The organism is Candidatus Latescibacterota bacterium, assembly GCA_019038625.1.
GTDB lineage: Bacteria > Krumholzibacteriota > Krumholzibacteriia > Krumholzibacteriales > Krumholzibacteriaceae > JAGLYV01.
The window spans coordinates 1-4,422 of the sequence record JAHOYU010000137.1 but is presented as its reverse complement, the minus strand read 5'-3'; the positions used below and the strand labels follow the sequence as shown (position 1 = coordinate 4,422).

Genomic DNA, 4,422 nt, shown 5'->3' with positions numbered 1-4,422 from the left:
AAATCAAAGAACAGCGTTCTGTCCGTACGTGTCTTCATAGACACCATCTTACCCTTGCTGTCCCTCGGCAGTTTCGAATACATCAACTCGAGATTGGTAGTTTTGCCGCTGAGCCCAGGGCCATAGTAGACTATCTTGATGTTAACTTCGCCACCTGCGTAATTATAAACTGCCATATCAGTATTCTCCTTACGTTAAGTCGGGGTGGCCTCTATCCCACTCGCCTGGTGCACAGACAAGGAAGCAGATTCCGGAGCAGGCTAACGTCACTTGAGCTAGGGTGTCACATATTTCGTTAGAAAAAGGTAGTATCCACCCCGACTGCTCTGGAGCAGCGCAAGTAATGTGCCATGGAAAACAGCTTCCCTTGTTTTTTAATTTGTTATAATGAAATGAGTTATCTTGCTTGACGGGCTACATGAAAAAAGCCCCTGCTCAAAATGAGAAGGGGCTTATGTAAACTGCGATTTTCGTCCGTGCAACGGCGACGACAGGCCAGCTGTCAGTCGCTACAGATATTCTCTTCCGAACAGTACAGAGTGAGCCTGGTTACAGAACCGTCATTCACGGTGACCTGATAGTCTCTCCAGCATATATACTGGTTGGTATTGTTGTCTTTGGCGTTTCCATATGCCCAGATCTCATAGGTACCAGAGGGGAGTGGAAAGAAATGGGGTTCGTCTGTGGACGCGAAGTCCTGGAACTCTCCATCGATATAAACATAGACGCCGAATGAAAGGCAGTCCTCTATTACCAGGTCGAAACCGGTTGCTTCTGCTGACTGGGAGTCGTCTTCGCATCCCGTGATCGTGAGCGCAAGAATGATCGCAAGGACCAACGCCACCCCACTGATCCGTTTCATTTCTACCTCCTGTAACATTCTGTCAGGAATTCTATAATTCTTTCTTATATCTGTGATTAATGTAATAAATCCAGGAAGTTTAAACAACTGAAAAATACAGGAGAACAAGCTACATCCGGGCCCCGCACCATGGGCAGAACCTGTAGGAATTGTTCACTTCCCTGCCACAACGGCATTTTAAGGTAAGCCTGTCATCTTCATGGCCCATAACAGGAGCGACAGGGTTATTGAGATATCCCCTCAGGCGATCATATAATTCCTGCCCTCTTGCCAGGACGAATTCCGATTTGCCTGTAGCAGTAACGATGACTATCCGTGGATGGAGATCGCCACATTCTATCCTGACGTCCGTGATGGAATCGAGTTCGAGTGAGACATCCTTTATACCAAACGATGAATCAAGGGAAGCGACTTCAAAATTGATATTTCTGTCGGTCAGTTCCAGAACACCCCTCGCGGCGACCAGCCTGCTGACATAATAAATCGCTTTTTGCATGAAAACGGTAATTTCGGTGGAAACCTGCAATTCTGCTCCTCCCATATGGATGTTTATTCCATGGTGTGCCAGAATTGTGCCATTCATGGGTTAGAGTATCTCGCGAGCCCCGGTGATAATCCAGTATCGGACCAGTAATTCCAGAACGTCAAACGCCAGCAGGACTCCCGGTTCTTTTGGTCCTGTTTTTGCTAAAGTCCCCTGTGTAAGAGTGTTTCTGTTCCGAATCAATCCGAATCGACAGCGAGGAAAAGATGGAAATCACGGAAAAGATCCTTAAAGAAGTATTTCACAGACTATTGAACGCAGAACCGAAAGAAGACATCCTGAAGAAACTTCAGGTAGTCATCGACGGGATGATGGATAAATTCCAGGACACTTTCGATCTCGACACGATTCAGCGGCAGAACACTTTCAGGGCCATCATCTGCAGTATGTTCGTTCATGGATGGGGCATGGGAATGCATCCGTACAACAACTCCGGCAAGAATCTCGACGACATGGGTATCGAGGTCCGCGTCAGCAAGGATATCCTTATGCCTATGGACAATATCAAAGCTCTTAGATACGTGAAGAAAGACGATCAGGGAAGGGTCAAAAAGGTTCTCTTCGAGCCGGACCAGAACAACCGCATACGGGGACAGATCGACAATCTTCTCGACAAGATATCCCGCGAAAAATGGGGCGAGAAATAGATCGCATCAAACGGAGCCCCCGCCTGGTATAATACTACACAAAATCACTCGGGCATAAAACCCGGCGCTGGTGTTGTTGTCTGGATTTTAACAAAGAGGGATATCGGCCCGGTCAATCGGCCATGGGGTTGATCTTCTCGATCTCAAGGAGCCTGCCACCATTCTTGAACGAAACGCTGTCCATGAGTTCTTTCATTAAAAATATTCCTCTGCCCGATCCCTTGTAGATGTTCTCCTGGTCGGTCGGATCATCGACATTCTCAGGAATAAAACCTTCCCCTTGATCCTCGATATTGATCACGATCCTCCTGGAGCTGATATAGATCCTGACGTGCACCTTGAGCGATTCATTTCCCTTATTACCGTGCTCAATAGCGTTACTGAGCGCCTCATCCATTACCATTGGAAGATTTACACGCCAGTCCTCCGGAGGAAACCCGAATTCAGCAGCCAGAAAAGAAACAAGCCTGTTCACACCAAGTATTCGTGAAAGCTTGCTCGGCACGAGAAAATCGAGCCTGACCTGACCTTCCTTGATCAACTCATTGTTTCTGGGAAAGGGTACACACATTTTATGGTTGTCGCCCAGAACTCCCTGAACGTCTGTTTTGCTGAAAGGAGAAGTAATGATCCCGTTCATCCCCATCGAGAGGAAAGACAGGTAGTCCTTTTCGTTGCATTCAGATGTGATGATATACATCGGAGAATCGATCTGGGTGAGTCTCAACTGTCTGGTCTTCGCTGGATCCAGTTTACCTTTCGGCAAAAACAGAAGTACTCTTGGAGATTCGACAGATTCCACCTGCAGGCTCTTCAGAAACCTTGGGAACGTCTTGTAAATCTTGACATCCAGCTCCTCGGTCAGAACGGAATCACTGAAGAATTCGTTCCATATGACCGGCGCCAGATTCAGAACATATAGAGGTGTTGTTTTCACACGTGTTATCAGAACAACTCCTGTCCATCGGCTAGTATCTCGTTCAGTGCTTCTCGGAAATAATCATTTGATTCACGGATTTCCGTGCCGACCTTTTGCTTGTACGCTTCCCATGCTTTCTTGATCTCCGGTCCCATCACGGTCATGAGCGTACCATCGGCGAGCGCTTTATCTCTTTCATTCTTATTGTAGACAAGAATATCACTTACAAAGACCCTCGCGAGCCTTTTGGTCCTGTCTCTCAATTTCTTCTGCTGAGGAGTCTCACTTATTTCTGCGGGAGATTCAACCTGATTCTGAGCGGCCGAAGCGATCTCTATCTCCTGCTCCATCCCGTCGATGGATGGTTCCGCCACAGCGGCCGAGGCCCTGGCGGGCTGTGAAGCCTGATTCCAGCTACCCGAAACGCTTTCGGCTACAGGCTCGCTGGAGGCGAACTGATTAGTACTTACTTCGAAAACGGGTTCGCTGGCTGCAGGACTCAACTTCCAGATGAATCGACATTTCGGACATCTGACCCTGATTCCATTTTCGGGTACCTTCTCGTCTCCCAGCATGTATTTTGTCTGACATCCGCCACAGGTGACGATCATGCTTTTGCTCCTTCACTTGCTTGTCGAGCATGCCTCGCTTCAGAGTCCCAGTTCATCAGAGATCGTCCTCATCGCATCCAGGGAGATCTCGAGAAACTCGTGCAGATCAAGGCCAAGCTCACTACAACTTGCAATAGCTTCCCGGTTTGCTCCTGCGGCAAACCTCTTTTCCTTGAAACGTTTCCCCACAAATCCTGCGTCCGTTCCGGCCAGGCTCTTTGTGGGGTGCATTAGCACTGAAGCAACAATCAAGCCAGTCACCGGATCAGCACAATATATCGCCTTATCCATCATGGAGATACGTTCGACCTGATCGGCATGCGCAAGTATGGCGTGGCGTATCTCATCGGAAAGGTCGAGGTCGGAAATCAGCTCCATTGTGATATGCCCGTGCCTTTCCGGATCATTTTCAGTATCTTCATAATCGAGATCATGAAGCAATCCTGCAAGGCCCCAGCAATCCACGTCCTGATCGAATCTGGCGGCCATTTCTATCATGATTATCTCTACAGCAAAAACATGTTTAATAAGATTTTTCTTTGATATATGTTTCTTTACAAGTAAATAAGCTTCGTCTCTCGATAGCATGATCCTCCTCATCCAACCTGATCAACCTATATCCGCAAGTTCCATTCTCGGTTTATAATACTTCTGGAAGTAATCCGAAACAACCCCGTTTTCAGTCATAGCCAGCTCCGGGTCCCTCTCAAGCAGATTCCGACACTCCTTCCAGGACTTTTCTACTATATCCCTGTCACTCAAAGGGTTGATCAGCCTGAACACAGTATATCCCGACTGTCTCAGCCCCCATATCTCGCCCGGCCCCCTGAGCTTCAGAT

7 protein-coding genes are annotated in these 4,422 nt (G+C 47.9%); 1 reads left to right on the top strand and 6 read right to left on the bottom strand.

The features are described 5' to 3' along the window. Positions 1-502: 502 nt before the first annotated feature. Positions 503-862 carry a hypothetical protein gene (locus tag KOO63_10610; protein MBU8922257.1) on the bottom strand — a complete coding sequence of 120 codons (360 nt, stop codon included), beginning with the start codon at positions 860-862 and terminating at the stop codon, positions 503-505. Between the two features lie 109 nt (positions 863-971). Further along, positions 972-1,445: a zinc ribbon domain-containing protein gene (locus KOO63_10605; protein MBU8922256.1), complete on the bottom strand. Its 474-nt coding sequence runs from the start codon at positions 1,443-1,445 to the stop codon at positions 972-974. A 167-nt stretch (positions 1,446-1,612) separates the two neighbouring features. On the opposite strand from KOO63_10605, the gene KOO63_10600 reads away from it, so the two are divergent. Beyond that, complete coding sequence (locus tag KOO63_10600) at positions 1,613-2,053, top strand: hypothetical protein (GenBank protein ID MBU8922255.1); 441 nt, start codon at positions 1,613-1,615, stop codon at positions 2,051-2,053. Positions 2,054-2,165: 112 nt separating this feature from the next. Here KOO63_10600 and KOO63_10595 read toward each other — a convergent pair whose 3' ends face one another. The 4 genes from KOO63_10595 to KOO63_10580 form a co-directional block, all read right to left on the bottom strand. Beyond that, positions 2,166-2,990: an ATP-binding protein gene (locus KOO63_10595; protein MBU8922254.1), complete on the bottom strand. Its 825-nt coding sequence runs from the start codon at positions 2,988-2,990 to the stop codon at positions 2,166-2,168. 8 nt (positions 2,991-2,998) lie between these two features. Beyond that, a complete protein-coding gene (locus tag KOO63_10590) occupies positions 2,999-3,583 on the bottom strand; it encodes a zinc-ribbon domain-containing protein (GenBank protein MBU8922253.1) in 585 nt (194 codons plus the stop codon). Between the two features lie 39 nt (positions 3,584-3,622). Beyond that, a complete protein-coding gene (locus KOO63_10585; GenBank protein ID MBU8922252.1) occupies positions 3,623-4,171 on the bottom strand; it encodes an HDIG domain-containing protein in 549 nt (182 codons plus the stop codon). Positions 4,172-4,192: 21 nt separating this feature from the next. Then, the coding region (locus tag KOO63_10580) for a hypothetical protein (protein ID MBU8922251.1) at positions 4,193-4,422 on the bottom strand (230 nt) is incomplete at its 5' end.